Source organism: Streptomyces doebereineriae, from assembly GCF_031845645.1.
GTDB lineage: Bacteria > Actinomycetota > Actinomycetes > Streptomycetales > Streptomycetaceae > Streptomyces > Streptomyces canus.
The window spans coordinates 1-477 of sequence record NZ_JAVREZ010000168.1 but is presented as its reverse complement, the minus strand read 5'-3'; the positions used below and the strand labels follow the sequence as shown (position 1 = coordinate 477).

Annotated in this window: 1 protein-coding gene; it reads right to left on the bottom strand. The window is 70.6% G+C overall.

The window, feature by feature from the left end:
* A partial coding sequence (locus tag RNB18_RS51275; RefSeq protein ID WP_311720963.1) for a hypothetical protein occupies positions 1 to 477 on the bottom strand: 477 nt, incomplete at both ends.

Below are 477 nucleotides of genomic sequence, written 5' to 3'. Positions count from 1 at the left end.
CATCCACGCCGGCCAGGCGGACGACCAGCGTCCGGCCCTCCAGCCGGCACAGCATCCCCGCCACGCGGTGGCCCGACTCACGCAGGAAGAACAGCACCCCGTGTTGGAAGAGACAGACCCGCGCGCTTTCCCGGTCTTCCGAGCGGGCGGCGTCGCCGTGTCTGTTCACCATGGTCGGGCGGTGCATGCCGTCGTAGAAGAACGCGAAATCGTCCTCGCCGGTGGCAACTTCCAGCGTACGGCTATGGGAGAGGAGTTCGCGCGCGTGCTGTTGCCGGGCCTTGCGGGAGAGCCGGCCGAGCACCTCCTGCGGGTCGGTTCCGACCGGCACCGCCAAAGTGATCCGGAAGGGCAGCAGCATGCTGTGCCGCGGCAGCCGGGCCGGGACGCGGTCGTGCAGCATGCCGACCGCGAGGACGTCAGTGCCCGGAGCGGCGCGGCCGCACACCAGGTCGGTCCAGCTCGTGCCCCGATGAG